This is a genomic window from Micromonospora sp. NPDC049081 (assembly GCF_040648835.1).
GTDB lineage: Bacteria > Actinomycetota > Actinomycetes > Mycobacteriales > Micromonosporaceae > Micromonospora > Micromonospora antibiotica.
In genome coordinates this window covers 12,595-38,231 of the sequence record NZ_JBEZEK010000001.1, presented here as the reverse complement: position 1 = coordinate 38,231, position 25,637 = coordinate 12,595, and the positions used below count along the sequence as shown (strand labels likewise).

The following is a 25,637-nucleotide window of genomic DNA, read 5'->3' as shown; positions in this document are numbered from 1 at the left end:
TGCCCGCCCCGGGCGGGCAGTGCCCCGGCGCACGGGCCTTCAGTGCTCTGGCGCAACACCTGACAACGGCGTGACGACGAGGGGTGGTCTCCGGTGGCGATCGAGGTTTCGGCCGAACTGGCCAACTTCCTGCGGTTCCTGGTCGGCGAGAAGTTCCCGAAGGCCGACGAGACCAACCTCTTCGCCACCGCCGAGGCGCTGCGGCAGGCCGCCGAGCAGGTGGCCACGTCGAGCGAGACGTTCGGCGACGGGGTACGGGCGTACCGGGCCGGGGTGAACGGGCAGGCCGAGGACTCCTTCGTCGACACGATGGAGCGCTACGTCCTGCACAGCCCGGGCTACCTCGGTCTGGTGTCGAAGTACACCAACCGGATGGGGGACAGCTACCGGGGCACCGCCACCGAGGTGCAGTACGCCAAGCTGATGATCATCGCGGCGCTGCTCGCCCTGATGGTGGAACTGCTGACGGCGCTGGCGATCGCCTGGATCAACCCGGGCGCCGCGCTGGCCCGACTCGCGGTCGGCCGGGTGATCATGCGGGTCATCTTCCAGAACGTCACCACCCGGGTCCTGTTCCAGGTCGCCATGGCGCAGGCCGTCGGGATCGGCCTCCAGACGGTGATGGACCGGCTGGTGCAGCTCTACCAGATCCGCAACCACACCCGGGACGGCTGGAACAACGAGCTGACCCGTGCCGCCGCCGAGGTCGGCTCGCTCGGCGGCGCGGTCGGTCTCGGCCTCGGCGGGCTCATGCAGGGGCTGGAGCGGCTGGTCCGGTCGACCAACATCGGCCGGCGGGTCGGGCTGACGGCTTCGTCGAACACCCCGGACCCGCACGGCTTCCGGCCGGGTGAGGCGGCCCAGGAGGTCGCCAACGAGGGCATCAGCGAGTGGCTGACCGAGTTCGTCTACAACGGCATGACGACCGGCGAGTGGGACGCCGACGGGGCGGCCGTCGTCGCGGGTGCGCTCTCCGGGGTGGCGAGCGTCGCCGGCACCGCCATCGGTCAGCAGCTGAACAAGGCCACCGCCGGTGACCGGGACCGCAAGGCGGACCCGTCGGCGCCTGCGGACCCGGTGCCGGACGAGCAGTTGCCCGCGTACGACCCGGTCCGCCTGCCGGCGTACGACGAACCACCCTCGTACGCCGAGGCGGTGGCCGCCGTTCCCGAGGCGGGTGCCGGCGTGACCGGCGCGGGCGGCACCGGCACCGGCGGTACGGCCCCCGGCGGGATGCCGCCCGGCGGTGCGGGCCCAGGTGGTGCTGGCCCCGGCGGTGCGAGCCGGGGAGGCGCGGGCTCCGGGGCCGGCGGGACCGGACCGACGGCCCGTCCGGGTGCCGGTGGCGGTTCCGACGCCGCCGACGCGGCCGGGCCCCGGCCGACCGACGGTGTGTCGACGCCGTCGGGGGAGTTGGCCGGGCCCGAGCCGGTGGACCCGGGCGGCCTCACCGTCACCGACCGCCCCGACCTGTCTGGCCTGTCGGACCTGCTGACCGCGCCGGACCTGCTGACCGGGCCCGACCCGTCCACCGGGCCCGACCCGTCCACCGGGCCCGACCCGGCTGCCGGGCCCGACCTGGCTGCCCCGGTGGGCCCGACCCCGGCCGCCGGTCTGCCCGGTTCGACCGCCGGCCAGTCGGGTGGCACGGCTGCCGGCCAATCGGGTGGCACGGCCGCCGGCCAGCCGGGTGCCGCAGCTGGCGGTGCGCCCTCCGGCGTCCGGTCCGCCGGGTCGGGGCCGGTCCCGGCCACCGTGGCACAGCCCGAAACCGGGGGGTCGGCGAACGGCGGGCGGGCATCCGGAGCCGCCCCCACCGCCCCCGGACGGCCGGTGACCGGTTCCTGGGCGGGCGGACCGCAGCCGGTCGACGCGCCCCCGGTGGGTGGGCCGGGCACCGGAGGGCAACCGGGGACGACCGCCGTGCCCGGTGCGCCGTCGGTGGTCGACCCGGTGTCGCCGGGTCAGGCCACCGGCACCTCCGCCGAAGGCCGGGCCGCGCTGGAACAGCGCCTTGCCGCCGTGCTGCCGCCGTACGACGGTACGGCGGCGGACTGCGTGATCCGGCTGGCGGCGGTGGTCGGTGAGTTCTCGGCCCTGCCCCGGGTGACCCGGGACGACACGGCGGTCGACCCCGCCCGTCCGGAGCGGGACCTCGCCGCGCAGCTCGGCACCGACTGGCAGCCGGTCTCCGACTGGGCGCAGGTGCTCGGCCCGGTCCGTGCCGCCGGCCCGAACGCGGTGGCGGCGGTGCTGGTGGAGCCACCGAACGCCCCACGGCACGCCTTCGCCCTGGTCAATGAGGGTGGCGAGCTGTTCTGGGTGGAGACCCAGGCGACCGAGGGCCGACGGGTCCGGCCGGTCGGCGAACCGCCGGAACTGCCGGTGGGCGCCCGGGTCATCGTGCGGGACGGGCAGGGAATGCCGGTGCCGGTGACGCCGGGCGGCACGGCTACCGTGAGTGCCCTGGTGGACCCCGCCAGCACCAGCCGGTACGGCATGTCCCGGCCGGAACCGACGCCCCCGGACCCCACCACCAGCCAGCCCGTCGAGCCGGTGACCGTGCCGACGGCCGAGCCGGCCACCCGGACCGTCCAGGAGCTGCCGGCGGACCTGGTGCGGGTGCCGGCCAACGGGCGGTGTCTGCCCTACGCGGTCCTGACGTCCGCGCCGGGGCTGGTGTCGCATCGGTTGGCGGCTGCCGAGCTGCTGTCGCCGCAGGTGGGTGAGTGGCTGGCAGAGCCCGACGACGTGCGTGCGGCGGTGGGTTGGCATGCCGAACAGCTCTCCATCGGCGCGGTGCCCGTCCCCGCCGACGCACCACTGGGTCGTACCGCCGACGCCATGATCGATCTCGTCGCCGGATATCTGACCATGCACCGCGACGCCCTACCGACGGTGATCCCCGAGGTCCGTCAGGCACTGGCAGACCGGGAACGGGTCGAACCCGACCTGGTCTCCCGCGCCGACCGGATCGCCGTGCTGGAGCGCAACGGGTTCACCGACCTGACCGGGTTGACCGACGACGACCTGCGCACCACCTACCTCGATTGGTACGGCTTCCATGCCGGGCCATTGACCGACCAGGAGTTCGCCGTGCTCCTGGCCGCCGTACGCGACTGGTCCCGCTCCTGGTCGGAACCGGTCGGTCTGGCCTTGCTGCCCCTGCTGGCCTACGCGCTCGACGTGTCGTTGAGCGTGCGCAGCCGTGCCGACGGCCGGGTCCGCGCGGTGTACGGGCCGGCGGACGCCGCAGCGGTGTCGGTCTACCACAACGACCGTGACCACTTCGACGCCTCGTCCGCCGGGTCGGACACCCCCACCCCCGCCGGTCTCCCCGCCACCGACACTCCCGACCGCCAGGCTGCTCGGGACGTTCCGGCCCCTCCCGACTCCCCGATCGTCGCCGACCCGCCGACTGTTGCGGACGATCCGACCGTTCCGGTCGTCGTCGACCCGCCGGCCACCGCCGACGATCCGACCACTCCGGTCGTCGTCGACCCATCGGCGACCGCCGACGATCCGACCCCTCCAGTCATCGTCGACCCATCGGCGACCGCCGACGATCCGGTCGTCGTCGACCTCTTCGGCGTGCCGGGCACCCCGGGAAGGCCGGTCACCCCCGACACTCCCGACTCCCTGAGCATCGCCGACGTCCCGGACGAGTCGCCGGTCGTCGTGGATCTCGACGAGACCTACGGGCCGGCGGTACGGGCCGCCCGGATCACGCCGGGCGAACGCGACGACACCGGCGACGTACGCCTCAATCCGCTCTGGTACCGGTTGGCCGACTTCCCCGCCCACCTGCTCGACCCGGCGCGGGCGCGGTCCTGGCGCTACGTGGTGGCCGAGGACGGCGAGATCTACCTCGGTGCGGCCGACGCCGCCGCAGCGCTGCGGCCCCGGGACTTCCGCGCACTGCTGGCGGGGATGCGGCAGCACGATCCGGAGTTGACCGCCGAGCGGCTGCGGGAACAGCTCGGCGGGCAGGGCCACGCGGGGCTCGCGGTCGGCTTCGACGCGCGGGGCCGGGCCATCGAGCGGCACGCCCGGGTCGGTGGCGAACTGACCTGGAACGAGTCGGCCCGGCGCTGGCAGGTCGACGACCGCTCGGCCCAGTACATGGGGGCGACCCGCCCGACGGTGCACGCCGACGAGGTGCAGGGCTGGTTGGGCACCGTCGCGGCGGCGGTCGGCGGCCGGTTCGACCGGGACGTCGTCCCGGTCCGGCACACGCCCGACGACGCCGGACCGGTGGCCACCGTCACCATCGACTTCGCCCCCGGCCAGCGGGCGGCCGAGGACGGGCATTTGCCCGAACTCGACCTGTTCGTCGACCAGGTCGTCGACCAGGCCCGCCGCGCCTGGGAATCCAACCGGCCCCGGGTGGTGCGGGTCCGGATCGAGGGCGGCGGCAACGGCTCCCGGCTGCTACGGCGGCGGCAGGCCGACCGTACCGGCCGGCGGCGGGCCGCCTCGCTGGCGGAGCTGGTCGGCACGATGGTGGCGGCGCGACTGCGGACCGAGGGGATTCCGCCACGGATGGTGCGGGTCGACCAGAGCAGCCGGGGCGCGGGCCGTTCGAAGGCACCCGGCGGCACGCAGCGCCCGGCGACCCCGGGGCAACGCCGCCGGGCGGTGCTCTGGACCGAGCCGGGGCCCGCCTACACCAACCGGATCCGTCGCCGGGACACCGCGTCGACCGGGCGTGCCGGTCAGGAACGTACCGGCCGGGGTCGTACCGGCCAGGACCGGCGACGGTCGCGCGGGTCCGTCCCGGCCGCACGGGCGGCCCGGCCTGCCACCGGCGGCCTGCGGCAGGACCCGGACGGGACCTGGTGGTACGGCGGCAGCCGGGTGGTGACGCACGACGTGCCCGGCCGACCGGGGAGCATCGCCCTGCTGTCGGACCGGGAATGGCGTCGGATGGCCCGCGACCCTCGGCTACCCGCCGCGACCGACGGGGTGACGGTGCTGGTGCACGGGGCCGGCGACCGGTTCCGGGTGCCACTGCGGCACACCGACGGCCGTACCGGCGAGGTGACCCTGAGCGTCGACGAGCTGCACACGATGCTGGAGTCGCCCGAGCGGGACGGCCGGCGACTGGCGCTGCTGTCCTGCGCGGCGGGTCGGATCGGCGCGCGGTCCGTGCAGCGCCTGGCCGACCTGCGCGACACCGACGTGTACGCGCCCGAGGGCGACCTGGTGGTGGCCGGGACGACGGGGCACCTGCCGGTGTCGGTCGACGGTCGGCCGTGGGCACTGTTCGTGCCCGACGGCACCGGGGCGTGGGACGTGGTCAACGACGAGATCGTCGACCCCGCCCGGTCGGACGCGCCGTTCGCCGTGCCGTTCGTCGGGTACGCCAGCCGGGCCGGTGATGCCGACCCGGACGGCGTACGGCTGACCAACGCCCCGCTTCCGCCGACCGGGTGGGACCGGATCCGCATCATCGGCGACGGGCTCTGCCTGCTCAGTGCGGTGGCCGTCGCGACGCCCGAGGCGATGGCCGACATCGCGGGCATGCCGCCGGACGCGGTGGACCGGCTGCTTCGGGTACGCCGCGCGGGCGTCCACGACACCGACCTGACCGACATCGACACGGCGCTGCGGGACGAGATCCGGCGGCGGGTGGCCGACCCCTCCCCGGCGATGGTCGAGCTGTTCGACCAGGTGGCCACGACCTGGCTGTTCCCGGTCGGATACGACGTGCAGACCACCCTGCTCGACGCGGTCGACACCTGGGACTGGCAGCGGCTGCTGCCCGGCCAGGACGATCCGGACGACGGTGGCCGGGTCGGTGACGTGCTGCCCCTGGTGATCGGTGCGGCGCTCGATCGGCCGGTGTGGCAGGGGCGGCTCGACCCGCCGTCGGTGACGGTGCTCTGGCCGGACGGCGACGGGACGCCGGTGCGGTTGCTCTACAACGGAAGCGACCACTACGACGCCTGGGTCCCCGACGCACTCGTCACCCCGGCCACCCCGGTCGGCGTCCCCGACGACGGCGGCCGGACCGACGACGGCGGCCGGACCGTCGACAGCGGCAAGGAGTCCGCCTGGCGGGGGGTGGCCAGCAGCCCGAAGCGGCGGGGGGTGCTGTGGCCCTGGGACGGCGAGAACCTGGCCACGACGATGACCACGCTCATCCGGCAGGTCGACGCGGTGGACCTGCCCGGCCAGCACCTGCTCGTCCTGCTCGCCGACGCCGAACGTGCGCTGCTGCTCGGCGGGCGGGTGCTGCCCGAGGCGATGCTGGACGCCTTCTTCGCCGGCGGGCACAACGGCGGGCTGTGGGTGCCGACCATCGACGTCGACCCGCGGGCGCCGCTGGTGCTCACCGTGGTCAGCGACGACGACGCGAACGCGGTGGCGTTCGGTCGCTCCGTCGAGCGGGAGCTACGCCGCCGCCTGGACGCGGGCCAGGCGGCACCGGCCCACCTGAGCGTGGTGGTCATGCAGGAGTCCCAGGTGCCCGCCGAGCCGGTACGGATACCCCGGCTCCGCTTCCGGCTCCCCGTACCCCCCGCCGGGCAGCTGTCCCGGGCGCAGCTCGCCGGCCTGCCCGAGCGGGTCCGGCAGGCGTACGTCGCCCCACCCGACTACACGGCCGGCGATCCGGCCCCGGCGTACGAGCCGTCGTCGCCGGACCGGCGGCACGAGGGTACGGCGGAGCCGGGGGCGGCGACGCCGCTGCGCGCGGAGTCCACCCCGCCCGGCCCGGTGCGGCGGGTGACCGTCGCGGACATCGGTCTGGCCGACGGTCTCGGCGGGCACCGGGGCTGGTTGCTGCGCGGCGGATGGCCGTCGACGGTGACCGGCACCACCGGGGCGGCCCCGGTGGAGCTGGCCGTGGCGGCCCCGGCCGACACCATCCGGTTGGTCCGGCTGTCGCTGCCCGCGGTCGAGGACCAGCCGGCGCTGGAGGTGGACGCGCTGGTGGAACCGCCGCCAGGGGCGTCGCTCGACGTCGAACCGCGCCTGATCACCGTGGTCCCGCTGTGGCGCAACGACTTCGTCGACGGCCCGGTGGCCCAGCCGATCACGGACCCGCCCGAGATGGTCCGCCGGGCCTGGCAGTACGTGATCGAGGACACGGAGCAGACCGAGACCGCCGGGATCCTGGCCGAGCGGTCCGACCAGCATGACGACAGCCCGCTCGACGGGATCGAGCGGGCGATGCTGCAGGCCCGCGTCCTCGCCGCGATCCGGGAGACCTTCTGGGAGACGTTCGGGGATACCCCGGCGTACGCCGCCGGGCTGGCCGCGTTCCTCGCGATGCCCGAGGACACACCCCTGGCCGACTACTGGCAGCACGAACCGGTCCGCGAGCTGATCCTGCGGCGTCCATGGCAGCTGCTCTCCGGGGTGCTGGTGACCTACGTGGACCGGTACGGCTGGCGGGGCGCACACCGGATCGTCGTACAGCCCGGCCGGCTGGACGCCGGGTCGTCCGACGCGCTGGTCACCCCGGACGGCACCCGTTACACCGCGGCCGACTACCTGGCCCGGCTGCCGACCACCGGGGGCACCCGGGTGCTGTTCTTCCCGGACCTCGACCACGCCGCCGTGGTGGATTCCACCTTCATCCAGGCGGTACGGGCCTCCGCCATCGTCGTCCTGCCGACGCTGCTGCCCGCCGACGTGCACTGGATCGTGCTCGGCGCCAGTGCCGTCACCGGCGCCGAGGTGAGCCAGCTCGTCACCCAACTCGACGGCGCGCTCGCCCGGGCCACCCTGCACGCCGCGGACCCGGTCGAGGGTCGTGAGCTGGCCCAGGCGCTGCTCGCCGACCCCGCCCTGCGGATCTACGAGGACGACGACTGGCTCGCCGAGATCTTCGACAGCGGGCTGCTGGCCACGCCGACCGAACCCGTGCGGCTGCTGCTCGCCCGGACGGAAGGGGGAGACGTCGCGAGCATCCGAACGGAGTTGCGGCAGGCCGGGGTCCTGTTGATCGATCCAGCCGTGCTACCGAGGCACCGCGTGCTGATCGAGATCACCGATCCCAGTCCGGAGCTGGTGCAGTCCTTCCAGACCACCCGTGGGGGGACGCGCTGGGCGCAGTTCCTCTTCGACGGCAGGTACGCCGCCGACCATCCCGACACCTGGCGGGTGATCCGCGAGCCCTGGTCGCGCATCCAGTCCTGGCTGGCCGTCCTCGACCCGGGCCGGACCTATCCCTGGGACCAGTTCCTGCTGGCGATGGCACATCGGGACAGGGTTGCGCGGAGCATCGGTGAAACCCCGGGTGCCTGGCCGGGGGCCGGTCACCGCTTCGTCCCGGTGTCGCCCGCCGCACTGGCGCAGGTGCAGGAACTGTTCGCCGGCCGGTCCACCCGGGAGGGGGTGATCTGGACCGAGTCCGCCGAGTCGCCGAGTCAGACGTTGTTGCTGGTCGACACGGCCGCCCGGAAGATCGTCGATCATCCGATGGTCTACTTCGTCCCGAAACCGCCCGAGGTCCGGGTGCCGGTCACCGTCCCGCAGCACGAGGACCTGAACGGTCGGGGGTTGGTCGTCGCCACCGGGCAGCTCGACGGCGACCGGTTGACCGGGGACGGCTGGGAGGTGACCGCCGACGAGGTGATCGAGAGCGAGGCGTTGCGGGCGCATCCCCGGGTCGTCCTGCTCGACCGGTCGCCGCCGGAGGGGAGCCCGTTCGTGGAGCGGCTGCTGGAGCGGGGCGTCGGCGTGCTCGCGCCCGACGCCGACCTGGCCGGCTGGACCGCCGTCTACCAACTCCCCGGCTGGCAGCTGGAGTTGACCGGCCCGGACAGCGCGGACCTGCTGCGCGAGCTCCGGCACGAGTTCGACGCCGTGGTGCTCAGCGCGGCCGAGGCCCGCCGCCGGACCCCGACACAGACCGCGCTGCTGCGCGCGGTCTTCGACCTGCTCGGCCGGCCGTACGGGCAGGAGACCGTCGACGGTCAGCTCCACCTCCCCCTGGACCGGTGGGCCTCGGCCGAGGCGTTCGCGGCCGAGGCCGGCCACGACGGGCTGGTCCTCGTCGGCGGCCCCGACCAGCACCGGCACGACCTGACCCTGCGGGTCCCCGTCGACCAGGTCCGGGTGTTCCAGCGTTGGTCCGGCGAGGAGCTTCACCTGGTCACGGTGGACCAGGCCACGATCGCCCCGGTCACCGACTTCCTCCGCGACCGGATCGCCACCGGCCCCGTCGTCCGCTGGACGCCCGACCTGGGTCGGGCGGCGCGGGCGGCGGACGTGGGCCGGCCCTATCCGGACCACCTCACGCTGGGCGGGCTGCCGATCCCGGCCGACCACGTTGACGACCTGATCCGAACGATCCGCGACAACCCGTCGTGGCGCAGCCTGGGCTGGGCGGTGGACCCGGATGCGGTCGACGACGCCCAGGCCCTGGTGTGGCTGGGCGCCGAGATGGCCGCCGTGGAGTTCCCGGTCGACGAGGATGAATCCCTGCTCGCCGTGGGCATGCCGGCGTCGGCCGTGCCCGCCGCCGACCGGTACGGCGACGGCGTGGTGCTCTGGTCGCCCGGTCGCTCCGGCCTGCCGGCCTCCCTGCGCGCTGCGGCCCGGGTGGCCGTGGTGCCGGTGACCGAGATGGACGACATCGTCGACGGCGTCCGGGCGGGTTTCCCCGCGGCCGAAGCGGTGGCGGTCCTGACGGAGCGACTGCCCGAGGGAACCCGGATCATCGTGGTGCCCGGCGAGGTCGAGTCGATCGCGGAGATCCCCGAGATCTTCGACGCGGTGTTCGCGGTGGTGACCCGCTCCACGATCGGCGACCCCGGAACGTGGACGGCGTACGCGTGGTCCGACGAGGAACAGCGGATCGGTGTGCTGACCGGCGCGGACCTGGCGTACGTCATCGCCGGGTTGGCCGCCACGGACCCGATGCTCCGGGAGCAGATCGTGCCGGCCCCGACGATGCTGGCGCTGCCACGGGCCGCCGTGCGGTTCCTGGCCGACACGGTGGCCGCCCGGGACGTCGACCAGCCCGACGGCCCCGCCGTCACCGACGTCGCCTTCGTCGCCGTCGAGGAGATCAGCGCCGACGACCCCGTGTACACCCTGCCGGAGGGTTCGGTGATGCGCGTCATGGCACCCGGTCCGGACGGGGAGCACGTCCTGCACGGGTGGTTCATCGACGGGGATCAACTGGCCGAGGTCGGGCACGACATCCTGAGCGAGGAGGACGGAACGCTGGCGGCGACCCTGCCGACCCAACTCGCCGACGACCTGTCCTACGACCGGCGGCTCGCGATGCTCGAACTGGCCCGTCTCGTCGGAGTCGGACAGCCCGTGACCGACAATCCGCTGCGCCAGCACGGGATCCGCCCGGCCGACCGCACCGTCGTACCCGACTGGACGGTGCCGGTCGGCCCGCCGGTCGGACCGGCCTGGTGGGTCGGCGCGGACGTGTCGGTCATCGAGATCACGTCGACCCCCGCCGGCCGGCTCCCCGCCCGGCGGGTGCTGGCGTGGGAGGTGACACCCCCCGCCACCGACACCGGGCAACCGTCCGACGACGTGCCGCCGCCGCAGCTGATCGCGGTCCCCTACCGGGACGGACCGTTGCTGGGAGTCATGCCCGACCAGGTCTGGGCGTGGGGGCTGGGCCCGCTGCTGGGCGAACGGGGCGTACTCGTCGAACCCGGCGTGGTGAGCGGCGACGGGGTGACCACCGGGCGTCCCGACGGGCGCGGCGCGCTGCCCGCCGACGACTACCGGGCGATCCTGCCGGACACCGCCGCCGGCCTCCCCGTCGTCGTGCTGCTCGACACCGGTACGGCGGCCCAGGAGTTCGCCGGGGCGCTCGCCGCGCGGTCGGCCGTGGTGCTGGTCCGCACCGGGGACGGACAGTGGCAGGCCCACCGTCCCCGGCCGGGCACCGGCGTTCCCGACGTCATGACGGGACCTCAGGCGTACCAGCTGTTCAACCAGGCCGTCGCGGCGGTCACCGCCGAGCTGGCCGACCTGGCGGGTGCGGTCAACGACCTGGGCCAGGAGTGGGGCGGGACCATCCCGCCCGACGGCGTCAACCTGTGGGGCCGGCTGTCCGGGCTGCCCGCCGGCACCCTGGCGGACCGGGCCGCCCGGCTCGCCTCGGCCCTGTTCGGGATGGACCGGCTGCGGGCCGCTGTCGACGGCCCCTCCGGCGAACAGTCGGTGGGCCGCGTGCTCACCAACCTGGGTCTGCCCGGAGCGTCGGGGCAGCACCCGGCATTGCTGGCCCGACGGCTGCACGCGCTGCAGTTCGCCCCGGTGCCGGTCACGGCCCTGGGGCTGCTGCCGGACAACGCGGTCGCCCTGGTCTGGCTGGGCGACGCCGTGGTCCTCGTCCATCGCGCCCCCGACGGCACGCTGACGCTCGTACGGCCGCAGGCCGAGTCGGCCGACCGGCTGACCGCGCTCGACGCCGACGGGCTGACCGAACCGCCGTGGATGCTGCTGGCGCGGGGACGGCTGGTGGCGGTGCGCGTCGCGGGTGGCCACCGGGTGCTCGGCGGCCAGGTCGTATCCGACCCGCCCCGGTATCCCGCCCAGGAGTGGCTGGCGGACCAGGACCCGGACCTGCCCTCGGACCCCGACCAGGACCCGTCGTCGGACCCCGACCATGACCCGTCGTCGGATGCAGACCAGGACGCGCCGTCGGACCGGGAGCCGGATCAGGATGCCTCGTCGGACCGGGACCCGGATTCCGCGTCGACCGGCGCGGCGGGGACCGAGTCCGGCCCGGCCGACGCCGCGTCGGTGTCGACCGGCTCGACGCAAGGGACCACAGCCGCCGCAGCCGGCCCGTCCCCGGCGGCGCTGCACGCCGCCGGGGAGGCGCTGCGCCGGCTGCCGGCGGCCCGCCTCGCGGTCGGTCGGCAGGTCCGCCGGGGCAGACCGTCCCTGGCCCGGCTCGCCGGGTGGGTCGACGCGGTGCAGACCGACGAGGCCGACGCCACCGAGGACAGCTCCCGGGTCCGGGCGGTCGGCGCCCACCTCGTCCTGCACGGGCGGATCGGCGACCTCCCGGTGACCGAAACGGCGGTGACCACGCTCAGCCTGGCCGGGTTCCACCAGGCACTGGGCGGGCGGCCGGTGGCAACCGACACCGGCCGTCCCGGTTCGCTCATCCAGGCGTTGACCCGCCGGCCGGGGGCGATGGTCCTGGTCCACGAGCAGCCGCCGGACGCGCCCGGCCGGGTGTTCTGGCTGGTCGCCGACGACCGGGACGGTGCCGTGGTGCCCCGGGTGGTCGACCCCGTCAGGCCGGGGGTGTTCGCCAGGTCCGCCGCCGACGACCCGGTCACCGCCGCGGCGCTGACCCGCGCCGGCACCACCGTACTGGCGGTGGACGCCCACGGCGACGCGATGGACCTGGCCGACTTCCTCACCCCGTCGCCGGCCGGCCTCACCCGGGCCACCGGTGACCCGGCGCTGGTCGTGGCCGACGCCACCGACCTGGTCCAGGCCATGGTGCGGCTGGTCGACGGCTACTTCGGGCGGACACCCCGCACGCTCGGCGGGCAACTCACGGTGACCCCGGAGACCATCCCCGGCACCCTGGCCGCCGCGCTGGGCGGGCAGTTCGAACCACTGCACGACGTCGAGGCCACCGTCACCGCGCTGCGCGCCGCCCCGGGCTCGGTGGCGCTGGCGTACCTGCCCCGGGCGCAGGAGCCGGGACACCTGCTCATGTTCGTCGTCGAACCAGGGTTGGCGACGGTGCCGGCCCAGCTCATGGTCGTCGGGGTCGACGCCGTCGGGCTCAGCGACGCCGACCTCACCGAGGCGCTGTCCACCGGCCGGGCCCAGGTGCTGCTGCTCGACGCGACCGGCGAGGCCCGCCAGGTGCCCGGTCGGGAACCCACGGCGGAGCAGGTCACCGCGGTACGGACTGCGGTCACCGCGCAGCCGCTGCTGATCGGGGTGCCGCACACCGGCCACCCGGCCTGGAGCGACCGGCTCACCGCCCAGGTGACCCGGCGACTGGGCACACTGGGCGTGACCATGGCCAGCGCCCGGCCCCTGCTGCACGCGCTGGCCGCCGACCCCACCGGGTTCCTGCACCACGGCTCCGGCCACCCGGTCCGGGTGGGCCGGGACAAGCGGTACGCCTGGGTACGCCTCGTACCCCGGCCGAGCGACACCGACGAGGTGCGGCTCGCCCCCGGCCTGGGTGGTATCGAGGACCGGCGGACGGCAGGTGTGTCGGCGTCGACGTGGGCGCAGCCCCAGGCCACCACCGCCCGGGTCGTGGTGCCGATCCCCGCCGGAGGTGTCGGGGTGACCATCCTGGGTGGCGTGCTGAGCAGCCGGGCCGTCCGCACGATCGGGCAGTCCCTCACCACCGGTGACAACGGCATGGTGATCGGGGTGCCCGACTCGTTCCTCACCCGCAGCGCGGTGTTCGTCCAGGTCGAGATCACCGAGCGGCCCGCCCCGCCGGCCTGGGCCGACGTCCCGGCCACCTGGGTGCCCGGCGACGGCGACCGCCTCTGGTTCCGTACCCCCGAGGTGCTGGCCACGATGCGGCCGATCAGCGACGGCACCGCGCTGACGGTGAGTCGCGCCGGGGCGGCGTTCCTGCGCGACGCGAGCTACCCGGTGCAGGTCGTCGACGACGGCGCCCTGGCGGCCACCGTGCAGTCCGGCATCCCCGACGTGGCCCGCCGGGGGAGCAACCTCAGGGTCTGGCGGCTCTGGGGCGGCCAGCGGGCACTCGACGCGGTACAGCCCGGCGCGACCGGCCTGACCGCGACCAGTTCCTCGTGGCTGGGCCGGCCCGCCTACGCCCAGGGGGTCCGGCCCGCCCTGCGGCTCACCCGGCTGACCCCGATCGGTGAGCTGCCCGAATCGGCACTGCTGCGCGCGGCGGCCGCGGTCACCACCGGCCAGTCGGTGCAGTCCGCCTCCGACCGGGGTGGCTTCCTCGCGGTGCTGATCGGCCGGGCGTTCGGCCTGTTCCGGCTCTCCGCCGGACCGACCCTCTCGGTCGTCGACCGCCGGGCGCAGGCCGTCGCACCGCAGGTCGAGACCACCGCCGGGCAGGAGACGGGCGACCACGTCCTGAGGCTCTACCTGGCCGAGTACACCGGCACGGTGCAGTGGAGCATGCACCGGTCGGTCACCCGGTCGCTGGCACACCGGGGGCTGCGGCGCGGGTCGCAGCCGGTGTCGGTGCGGACGCTGCTGGTCATGCCGCAACAGCACGTGGCGGCGCTCGCCGGGGTCACCCCGTCGGCGCGGCCCGACCGCGACCTGGTCGCCCTGCTCGCCGGCACCGTCGAGGCCGACCCGGCCGACCCGCGTACCCTGCCCGACTACCTGTGGCAGGGTGACCGGCTGCGGATCGGACGCGGCTTCCTGCACGGCGGGGACCTGGTCGCCGGCCTGGTCGCCGACCGGCTGCGGCGACTGCTCGACGACGACCGCAACGCGGTGTACCGGCAGTACCTGCCCGACTGGGACAACCCGCGGGTGCAGACCGACCGGATCCGGCGGGCCCTGGACCGGCTCGGCAACGAGGAACGCCTCGCGGCGCAGAACAGCCCGAGCCGCTACTCGGCACGCCTGTTGGCCACCGCCGACGGGGAACTGCTGATCGAGCTGCGGGTGCGGGACATCTTCTCCGGCCGCACGCTGGAGGTGCGGATCGGGGTCCGGCGTCGCCACCCGGACACCGCCCCCCGGTACCTCGGCCGGCGGGGCACCCACCCGGACCCGGTCACCGCCGACCTCCCCGAGCCCAGCGACAGCGGGTCGAGCGAGTCGGAGGACGACGAGCCGACGGTGAAGCTGCGCACCAGCCAGGGCCGGGCGCAGGCGGCGACGAACCGGGCCGTCCGCAGCGTCGCGTCGGGCGTGCAGGCGGGCGCGTCGGTGGGCAGCGACGCGCTCGGTGGCGCCGCCGGCATCGGCCTGCGGCTCCAGGGCGTCTGGCGGGACGTCATCGAGGTGACCCAGGGCAGCAAGGCCGGCGTCGTCGGCATCGGCGGCGGCGCGGTCGCCGTGTTCGCCGACGACGTCCGGTTGGAACTGTCGGCGTCGGTCATCGTCGAGTACCGCGGGTTCCTCGCCGACACCTGGCGGTGGCTGGCCGACCACCCCGTCCAGGCGCAGCCACTGCGCTTCGCCGGCGACGCCACCATCGACCTCGAACTCGGTTTCTCGGTGCCGTTCACCCAGACCATCGCGGTCGGGCAGCCGCAGCCGGTCGTGCTGCCCACGCCGGTCGGCGTACCGAGTGCGGGCATCGTGCTGCGCGAGGCGCTCGGTGAACTCCTGCCCGCAGCCGTGACCCCACCGCGGCAACGGCTACGCAACCTCGGCGCGGCGTTGGCCCAGCACACCGTCACCCACCACATCCACGGCCTGCCCGAGCTGCGCGAGCAGCTGCTGGACGCGTTGCGGGGCGCCACCGCGGACTACATGGACGCCGGGCACCTGCCGTCCGGCACCGGCGGTCGTCGGCGGGGCACGGCGTTCAGCGGCGACATCCCCGGCACCCCCCTGCACCAGTGGCTCAACGCCTTCGTCGACCAGGGCCACCTGGCGGCGCTGCTGGCCCCGGCGACCCAGCAACCCCAGCCGGTGCACGCCCCCAGCGTGGTCGTCGGCGACGACGTGCCGGTCACGGTCTTCGTCTTCGCCGAGGTGATCGGCCACGACCAGACGCCGTCCGGCGCGGTCACCGGCGACGGGTACGAGAGCGCGGTCGCCGGGTACGCGGTCCGCCGCTCGGCCGCGGACCGGGGTGGACAGTTCCGGCTGGAGGTCGGCGGGGGCGGCGCGGCATGGCGGGCGGCCGAGCCCAGCGGCCCCGCCCAGCCCGGTGACGCGGGCGGGGAAACGCCTGGCGGTCAGGCACCCGCCCCGAACCCCACCCAACCGGCTGCCCGCACCCCCACCCAGCCGCCCGCGACCCTGGCGCTGCGGCTGTTCGGCCGGCGGCAGATCGAGTGGACCAACGGCGAGACGGTCCTCGCCGTCGCCGAGGTCGAACGGACCGTCAAGCACTCCGAGTCCCGGACCGTCCTGCTGGGTGTGCACGGTCGACTGCGGGTCCACCTCGCCGTGGTGCTCACCGAACCGAAGTGGGTGCTGCCCGACCGGTCCTTCACCCGCTACCGGCAGGTGGGCGACGTGTCCCTGCTGGGTCAGATATCGGCCGAGGAGTACCGGCGGGCCCTCGGCCTGACCTCCGCTGGCTGGCGGCTGCCGCGCGAGGTCACCCCGCCGGCGGCGCAGGTGATGCACCAGACCAGCCGGCTGGTGGACGTCCCGGCCATCGGTCAGGCCATGCTGGGCTGGCTGCGTGCGCTGCGCCTCGGCGGCGACGAGGGAATGGAACTGGTCGGCCACGACCGGAACACCGGCATGAACATCAGCACCGTCCTGCACCACACCGACCCGGTCACCGTCGCCGCGCAGCTGGGCGACCTCTTCGACGGTGGCCTGAGCTTCGTGCTGCGCTACCCGGGGCTGCTCAGCCGTCCGGCGGTGCAGATCATCGTCCGGGCGGTACCGGCCACCGACCCGCCACAGGTGGGTGAGCTGCGGGCGGGCACCAGCAACCTGGAGTTGAGCACCGTCAGCGAGGTCGGCGGCGGACGCCAGTCGGGCGAGGCCGTCACCGACGAGATGGTCCCGGTGGCACACGTCGGCGAGCGGGCGGCGCTCAACGCGCTCGGGGTGCTGGGGCGTACCGCCGCCGGCCGCTCCAGCGACGTCACCCTCGGCCGGGCGGTCAGCGCCGTCGAGACCCCCGGCCCCTGGCTGCCGGTCGACTACGGGCCACAACGGCTGGTCTTCACCGCCCACCGTCGCCGGCAGGAGATCGGCCGGCACGAGATCACCGTGCCGCTGCGCACCGAGACCGCCGCCGAACACCTCAACCTCACCTACCGGCCGGCCGGCCCGGCCACCGTGCTGCCCGACCCGGCCGCGGTGACCGACGCCCCGTTGACCGTGGGCGGGACGGACGGGCCGCTGCGGCTGGTGCCGATCCCGGCCGACAACTGGCTGGCCTGGCGGGCCGACGCCGTGCCGGTGCCCGACGGGTATGCGGCGCTCGGCTTCAACGGAGCCGCCGCCCTGCAGGCCACCGCGCTGCGGGCGCTGCGGATCGTCGGCACCGGACCGACGGTCGGGATGCCCGGAACGACCCTCAACTACCAGCTGATGACCCTGCTGGGACGGACCCACCTGTGGGCCGCCACCCCGCACCGGATGGCCGGCCCCTACGAGATCACCCTCGCCGACGGGTACCGGCTCGTCCTGCACACCCGGGTCACCGCGGTACGGCTGGACACCGTGCTCGTGCCCGCCGAGGGGAACTCCGGTGTCGGTGGGGCCGGCCGGCACGGCGACGCCCGGCTGGTGGCCCGCGCCGACGCCGCCCTGCCGGACACCCTCGGCACCTCGGTCGGGGTCGTGCCGGCGCTCGGGGTCTCCGTGCCGGGCAACTCCAGCCACCAGGAGGCCGCCGCGCACCGGACCGACGTGCTGCGGCTGGGGCTGGACGACGAGGGCGCGCGGGCGAAGGTGTGGTGGACCACCGAGACGGTCGTCGTCGCCGAACACACCGACCTCACCGGCACCCGCCGTACCGCCGTGCAGGTGACCATGCCCGACTCGCAGCCGGTGCTGGTCGATCAGGCCGAGGCCCTGGACCACCTGCTGGCCGGTGACGCACCCGGGAGCGCGCCCGTCGACCGGGTGGTCGTGGCCGGGCTCCTGGAGCAGGCGGTCCACGCCGCGAAGCAGGCCCAGAAGGCGTTGAAGTCCTGGCGGGAGCTGGAACGGATCGCCCTGGTCGCCGAGTTCCCCGGCGACGGCGGCACCACCGCCGACACGGTCGCCAGGGCGGCCGCCGCGAACGCGGCGGAACGGGCCGAGGCGGAGGCGTCGGCCCGTCGCCGCTGGTGGGAGGCTCGAGCCGAGGTCGAACGGCTGGTGGCGTTGGCCGCCGGCCACCTCGGCCGGAGTTCCGCAGCCGACCCGGTCCTGCTTCCCCCGACCGACGGTGCCGATCCGACGCCGCCCGGTGGACGACCCGCCCCGCCGACGGTCGACCCGGTCGAGCCGGTTGCTCCCGTCGAGCCGGTTGCTCCCGTCGAGCCGGTTGCCCCCGTCGACCCGGTCGTCGACGACCGGGCGCCGGCCGGGGCGGTCGTAGCGGCAGCCCCGGCCGGGCCGTCACCGTCACCGTCGATGGTCCGTGCGGTCAGCGACAACCAGTTCACCGCGCTTCCTCCCCCCGCCGCCGGGGAGGTCGTCGACGTCAACCGCAACGGCCTCTGCCTGCTCGAATCCGTGGTCGTCAGCGCGTTGCCCGAGGTGCGCGGCCTGCTGCCCGACGGGTACCACGGGCAGCTCGACGAGATCCAGGCCTGGCGGGACGCCCGTGGGCCCGTCGAGGTGACCCTGCCCTCCCGCCTGCGCCCCCTGGTCCTCCGGGTCGCCGACGGCCTGCGCGCCCAGATCCATGCCCTGCTCGTCGACGGCCGGCTTGCCGAGGTGGAACAGGTGATCGCCGACGGCGGACTACTGGGCCGGGGTGTCAGGGGACAGCGGCGGGTACGCGTCCAACTCGCGCGGACCGTCAACAGGTGGCAGGCGGACTGGGCGGCCGACACCGGCGACTACCTCGTCCTGTTGGTCGGAGCGGCGCTGCGCCGCCCGGTGGTGCTGGCCACCCCCGTCCCGTCGGCCCGTCCGACCGCCGACTCCCGGTCCGCCGACTCCCGGTCCGCCGACGACGCGCAGGCGGCGGTCCGTGATCAGGCGGCCGACGACGCGCAGGCGAACGTCGGCAGCTGGTCGATCCGGACGGTCTACAACCCGCGCTTCGACGGTGCCGAGGCCCGGATCAGCGAGGGACCGGTGCTGCTCTACCTGGCGAACGGCCACTACCGGGCGTGGCTCCCGGAACCGGACGTGCTCGATCGGGCCCGGGCCCGGGAGGAGGCGCTCGAACTGCCCCGCCCGACGGCCGGCCTCTGGCGCGAGAGCACCGATCCGGCGACCCTGCGACCCACGACGACCGGGAGCGATCCCGGGTACGGCGCTGTGGACAGCGACGCCGTGCTCAGCGACGCCGTGCTCAGCGACGCCGTGCTCAGCGACGCGGACAGTGACGCCGAGAGCGGTGCCGGGTCCGACGGTGCCGTCCTCGGCCATCCGGGCGGTCACGCCGGCGTGCCCCGGCGGACCGGCCGGGGACGGCACCCGTTGACGCTGGCGGGGTTGGAGACGGCCGTGCAGGAGACCCAGGACGTGCAGGCTGCCGTCCGTCCGGCCGGCTCGGTGACGGATTGGCGTCCGCCCGAGGATCCGTTGTCGTGTCTGGCTCTGGCCCGCCGGTTCGCGGTCGTCCTGCATCCGGGCATCGACGGGTTCGTCCGGCCGGGCCTGCGAGTCGGTCGGACCCGGGACGACGCTGCGATCGGCACCCGGTGGGCCGGCGACTTCGCCGGTGACCGGTCCGACTGGGCGGTGGTGGACTCCTGGGCGCAGGTCGAGCGGGCGCTCGTCGCCGCCGTGCCCGGAACCGCCGTCTTCGTCCTGCTGGAACGTCCGGGCAGTGCCCCCGGGCACGCCTTCGCGGGGTACCGGTTGGACCGGGAGACCGATCCGGTGCGGTGGGTGCAGTTCGGCGGTGACCGGGGCGCGGTGCTGCTGCCCGGGGCCGCGGCGGACAACCGGCTGCCCCGGCTCAACGCCCTCGGCCCGGAGGTCGCCGCCCGTGCGGTCCTGGTGGATCCCGAAGGCACTGTCGATCCGGCGGCGCTCGTCGACACCGGGACGTTCGCGCCCGTCGCCTCGACCTCGGTGGCGCGGGCGATCGTGGACGCGCCGGTGAACCGGACCTTCCTGGGCCACGGCACGGAGTTCGAGTTCTTCGAGATGCTCGACCTCAGCGCGGCTACCGACATGTTCACGGGAGCCACCGCCGAGACGCTGCCCGATCTGGCCCGGACGAAAGCGCTCGCCAGGGACCCCAAGGGAACGACAGTCATCGAGGTGGAGACGAAGACCTACTTCCGCGACAGCGGCGACGGCCAGCTCTACCGGCGACCGGGCCCGAAGCGGACCAAGGAGGCCGTCGCCATCCTGGAGGTCATCGTCGGCGTCGTGCCCGACACCGACGCCGAGATGGACGCCCACCACGGCGGCGAGTCGTTGTACCCGGCGATGACCGCGTTGGGTCAGGCCCTGTCGGCGCTCACCGGGCCCGTCCCGTTCGCCCAGCTCCTGGGCACGGTGCAGGCCGCCGGCCACCTCCCCCAGGTGGCGCTGACACCGCTCGGTCGCAAGGCGAACGTCGGCCCGCGCCCGTCGGACAGCGAGCCCGGCGCCCGGGTGCACCACAGCATCGGGGTCCCGCTCGCCGGCGCCCACTCGTTCCTGACCTACGTCGCCCGGCACACCTGGCGCAGCCCGACGAGCGTGTCCCCCTCCTACGCCCGCCCCCACCTGGAGGACGCGTTGTCCTTCGCCGACACCGTGGCCGACCACTTCGCCGACGGGGGCGGCAACCCCCGGGACGTCGCGGAGCTACGCGGCTTCGCCACCGTGCTGTACTCCAACACCGCGGGCGTCGCCGGAGCCTGGCTCCACCGGGGTCTGGTCAAGGAGAACGTCGCGGCGTTGTCCCGGCAGGACATGCGGACGCTGCTCGACGCGTTGTCCCCGGCGGCACAGGCCTATTTCCAGGCCAACTTCACGGAGATCGCGCAGTTGTTCCGCGGGATCTTCACGGACCGGTTCCCGGATCTCGAAGAGCGCTTCGAGCTGAGGACCGGGGTCAAGCTGGTCGGTGACTTCCTCCAGAACATCGCCTTCGTCGACGAGAAGAACAACAACAAGCAACATTCGATCATCGACTACCTCCGCGGAGACGTGCGGCAGCATCTCGGATACGGCGGGATGACCGTGATCAACGGTTTCGACACGTCCAACGGTGCGCTGCCGCTGATGGTGCTGGAGGTCCGGTACTTCGGCGCGCAGCACGTCGACGGCGCCACCGCCCAGGTGGAGGCAGCGGTCCTGCGCCGGGAGGCCGGGGCGGCCTTCGACGAGGCGCTACAGGTCACCGGCGTGGCGGTGGAGCGTCCGGGGGGCCTCCAGCTGGCCCTGCCCGACCGGGACCTCTGGCCGATGTGGCGGCACGCAGGCCCGCCCGGCCTGCTCACCGTCGAGTTGCCGCTGTACGCGCTGAACTGGTCGCTACGCCCCCTGTTGCCGGTCTCCGACGAGGTGACGGCGATCCGGGTCGTCCAACACGTGGACCTTCCCGAGCACTACGTCTTCCTGCAACGCCTCGCGGACCTCACCGGCCGGCCCGTCTACGCGTTGGCCGGGGAGGCGACGCCGGGGTGGGACGCGGATGCGGGGGAGCTGCGGGTCGACTGGCCCGACGGCACGCGGCCCTGGCTGGAGTTCCTGCCGGCGCTGTACGACGCCGACAGCGACCGGGGAATCCGGCGGGGAATCGACCCCGACGGGGTGCTCGTCCCGCTGGACGACCGGGTCGACCTGCTGGACCCGACGACGGTCCACCTGAACCTGTACTCGCCGGACGTGGCGCACGTCCTGCCGCCCCTCTTCGGCACCGAGGACCCCGACGTGCTCGACCTGGTGCCCCTGATCCGGGCGTCCGGCAGCCGCCAGCTGATCTTCGCCGGTCCCGACGCGCCGACGTACCTGCCCGGCTGGGCGACGGCCGTCGTCGAGACGGTCATCGCCCAGTCGACACCGGTCGAGGGTCTCGTCCTCGTCGGGCACCCGCTGCCGCACGCGGCGGCGCAGACCCTGGTCGACCTGCTCGGACAGGCGGTGGCCGAGCAGCCGGGACTTCTCGTCACACCGGTGGTCCTGACCCACGGGGTGGACATCGACATCACGACGCGCGCCGGCGCGGCCCGGATGGTGTCCACCGACGACGGCCTCGGCGGATGGCGGGTGTTCCGGCCGGACCAGAAGGGCCGCACGGGTGCCGTCCCCGACGACCTGCGCGCGGTGATCACCGCCCCGACCGTGGCACCGGAACAGCCGCAGGGCAATGCGGACCCGCTGGGGCCCGACGGGGCGGAGCCGGCCCCGCCCCGCCCCGAACCCGGCACGGTGCCGCGCGGGGACGACGAGCCGTTGGAGTGGACGATCCGGCGCGCGATGGCACAGGTCGCGGTCCGCGAGCACCACTGGGTCGACCCGGTCAGCCGGCCCGGACCCGCCCAGGACGACCGCTATGAGGTCGTATCGCGGTTCGAGGCCCGCCGGTTCCACTACGGCGGCCAGCCGGTGACCGACCTGACCGTGCGGGTGTGGCTCGACGACGACACCGGTCGGGCGATGTTCGCCGCCCTCGAACGGGAGGTGCACCGGGTGTTCAACACCAGCGCCGACGCGACGGCGTACCGGCTGCCCAACCGGTTCGGCGACCTGCTGCACGTGACCGTGGAGCGGGCCGCCGCCCCGCACGACGCACACCTGCGGGTGCAGGTGATCGACGAGGGGCCCATCGACCAGTTCCACTGGCGTCGCGACGCCGCAGAGGAGGACCTGGTACACGAGTTCGCCCACCAGCTCGGCCTGCGCGAGGAGTACCGCGACGCCACCGCACCGCACCGCCCGCACGTGCCGGGCAGCCTGCTCGGCGACCTCGCGGGTCGTCCCACCGACGCCCTGTCCAACGAGGAACGGGCGGCGCTGTCCGACGAGGAGAAGGCCCAACTACGGGGCATGCGGTGGGCCGGACTGCGCTCGCGGCACCTCCACCTGCTGGCGGCGCTGGTCGGCGAACCGGACACCGACGGGGAGTACCGGGCGGTGGACCCGGTGCTCCGACCGATCGGTGTCGCGCCCTTCGCACCGCAGAGCACGACGGGCCAGCCGGGGCAGCAGCCTCCGGCAGCCGATCCGACGGTGCCACCGGTCAGGGCGGCCCAGCTGGAACGCACCTGGCGCACCCGGCCCGAGCGCCTCGACGTCGAGGCCCCGGTCCGGATCGCCGCGGACCACGCCGTCCAGGCGGTTCTCGACCGGGTGGAGCTGCTCCGCCGGCCGTGGGACCTGGAACTGCTCGGCGACACCCCGCCGACGACGGCCGTTGGGGGCCACCAGCGGCTCACCCCGGCTGAACCGGTAGCTGACTGGGCGGTGATGACCGTACCGGCCCGCGACGCGATCGCCCGGCGGGCCGCGCTGGTCACCTCCTGGTTGGCCGGCCTGCCGCAGCCGGCGACAGCCGGCACGGCGGTGGAGTTCGGTCTGGTGCTGGGCGTGCCCCCGGAGCTGCTCGCCGATTCCCGGGACAACGCCGTGGCCCGCGTCCTCGCCGACGCCGCCGCCGACTTCCTCCGGGGCCAGCTCGACGCCCGGCTCCCCGTCGGGATGCTCCCGGTACGGGTCCTCGTCGAGGTCACCGCCTTCGACGGGGTCGTCGACGGGGTCCGTGAGCAGATCCGGATGCAGATCGAGCTGTCCCTGCGCCGGGTGCTCCCCGGCCCGGTGTACGCCGACGTCCCGACGTCCGGCAGCGCGGTCGGCGGAGTCCACGACGGTCGGGACCTCCGCGACGACGTGCTGCTGCGCGTCACCGAGGCGCGGCAGGCCCTCGAAGGGCTGCCCGCCGGGGAACCGGAGACCGCGGCGGCGGTCGTCGTCCACCTGCTCGGCAGCGTCCTGGTCCGGCTGCTGCCGGTGCTCGTCACGCCGGCCCTGGCCGCCCCCTTCGCGGCCCACGCCGCCCAGGTGCGCGGCGTGCTGGACGACTTCCGGTGGCTGGTGGGCCGGTGGGCGCAGCAGTGGCGCACCGGCGACGTCGAGGTCGCCGAGCTGGTCAGCCGCGCGACCGGGACGCTCGACGTGATCGTCGACCTGACGCCGCTGATCGAGCTGGCCCCGGCCGCCCACCGCGACCTCGACCTGACGCCGCTGGTCGACGGCGACCAGGCGGACGACACGGACCACGTCGCGGCGCTGGCCCGGTTCCGCGCCGAGCTGACCCGGCTGCGCGACGCCACCGGGATCGCGCTGGACGGGCCGATCATGCAGGTCTACGGCTGGCAACTGCTGACCCAGGCCCTCGGGGCGCTGTGGTTCGGCGTCACCGGGGGCCCCGAACCGGTCGCGGACTCACGCGCCCTCGGGGCCGCCGCTGCGGCGCTCGACGCGTACCACGAGGTGGTCGGCGGGCTCGGTGCCGGCACCGCCGATCTCGCGGCGATCGACCGGGCCGCCGGGGCGGTCGGGGTGCTGGCCGGCTGGCTGCGTCCCCAGCCCGACCAGGCGGCGACAGACCGAGAGCTCGCCCGCCTCGACGACGCGCTGGCGGTGGTGGGTCTGCGCACCGACGCGCAGCTCGACCGGCTCGCCCTGGACACCCGGGAGACGATGCTCGACGGGCTGCTCGACGCGGCGACCGCCGCCCTGGACACGTTCCGGATCAGCCGCGACCCCGGCCGTGGCGCTCTCGCCGGGATCCCCGGGGCGCCGGGCCCGCTCGCCGACTGGATGACGCTGCTGCGCACCCTGCAGCAGATGAGCGCCCTCTGGAACGGCGGGGAGCCGGACCGGCCCCGGCTGCGTGCCATGCATGGCCTCGCCGGACAGGTCCGCGACGGCATCGCGGCCGGTCGGGCCGACTTCGTCCGACTGGCCAACCGGGAGGCTCCCGGTGGCGACCCGCGTGCGGTGTCGGACCGGGTGCTCGACGCGCCGGCTGCCGGGGCCCGCCGCCCGGCCACCCCGGTCCGGTCCGCCACGGGCGTGACCGGACCCGGGACGGTCCGGCCGGGCCCCGGTCAGGTCCTGCTGCATCTGGTCGTCGAGGTGCCCCGGGGGCAGCAGAGCGGGGCTGCGGAGGCGGTGTCGACCGACCTGTACCAGGACCCGGCCACCGGACGGGTACAGGTCACGACCGGTGACCCGTACGCCCCCGTCGCCGTGTTCACCCGGCCGGAGACCGCGTACGGGGTGGCCCGGGGGATGGCCGACCACCTCGCGCAGGTGGGTCTGCCCTCCGGCGACGGCCCGGTGGCACGCCGGTTCGTGGTCGACGCCGACGCGTTCACCGCCCCGGACGACGCGCAGGTGTACGTCTTCCCGGCCCGTGACTTCGTGGCCCTGGTCGACCGGGCCGAACCCGGCTCGCTGGACAGCTACGCGACCGACCCGGAGACGGTCGACGACACCACCCGTGCCCTGGATGCGCTCGCCGCCGCCGACACCCCGGTCATCACCGTCGACGAGGCCAGCCGGATGCTGCCGACGCGGGAGCCGAACGCCCGACACCGACCGCGCCCGGAGCCGGCCCCGGTCGCCACCGCCGACCGACCCGCCGGCACCGCCGTCCCCCCGGTCGCCCACCGGGACGCCGGTCCGGCTACTGCCGTCCCGCCGGGCACGGTGCCGGCCGGTCCGGTCCCGTCGGGCACGGTGGTGCCCCCGGGCGTGGTCCTGGCGGGGGTGGCCCTGCCGGACACCGTCGTCGTGCCGGGTCTCGGTGACATCCTGGTCACCGGACTCCCCGGACTACCGGTGTACCCGCCCGGCGCGCGGTCGACCACACCCGCCCCGGTACCGGACCGCCCCGGCAGCCCGCCACGCCGCCGACGGCGCACCCCGCGACCGGCGGCCGATCGGGGGTGAACCGGCAC

General features: G+C 75.0%; 1 protein-coding gene. It reads left to right on the top strand.

Translation table 11 applies throughout. The features are described from left to right. Positions 1–93 precede the first annotated feature (93 nt). Complete coding sequence (locus AB0B63_RS00045) at positions 94–25,629, top strand: toxin glutamine deamidase domain-containing protein (protein ID WP_357013099.1); 25,536 nt, start codon at positions 94–96, stop codon at positions 25,627–25,629. Positions 25,630–25,637: the final 8 nt, after the last annotated feature.